Source organism: Alkalihalophilus lindianensis (assembly GCF_032843265.1).
GTDB lineage: Bacteria > Bacillota > Bacilli > Bacillales > Bacillaceae_D > Alkalihalophilus > Alkalihalophilus lindianensis.
This window is the reverse complement of sequence record NZ_JAWJBA010000555.1, coordinates 1-259: the sequence shown is the minus strand read 5'-3', so window position 1 is coordinate 259 and position 259 is coordinate 1. Positions and strand designations below refer to the sequence as shown.

At 35.5% G+C, this 259-nt stretch carries 1 protein-coding gene; it reads right to left on the bottom strand.

Annotated features, from left to right (window positions below; translation table 11 throughout):
* Nucleotides 1-259: response regulator (locus RYX56_RS23400; protein ID WP_317124263.1), on the bottom strand; the 259-nt coding region annotated here is incomplete at both ends.

Sequence of the window (259 nt, the reverse complement as noted above, 5' to 3'; positions counted from 1 at the left end):
AAAAATAACCGTCATAATAAGGCAAGTTAAGATCAAGTAAAACTAGGTCAGGTTGTATTCTTGTAAACTCCTCTATTATATTGGTAAAATTCTCGGGTTGATGTACTGTATACCCGTAACGTTCCATATAATCTTGAATAAGTTCACTTAACTGTGTATCGTCTTCAATCAGCATAAGTGTATACATGGTTGATGCCCCCTTTCTACGATGGATCTTTTTCAGGTTCACTAAGTCCATAAAGTCTAAGTGTAAGCCTAG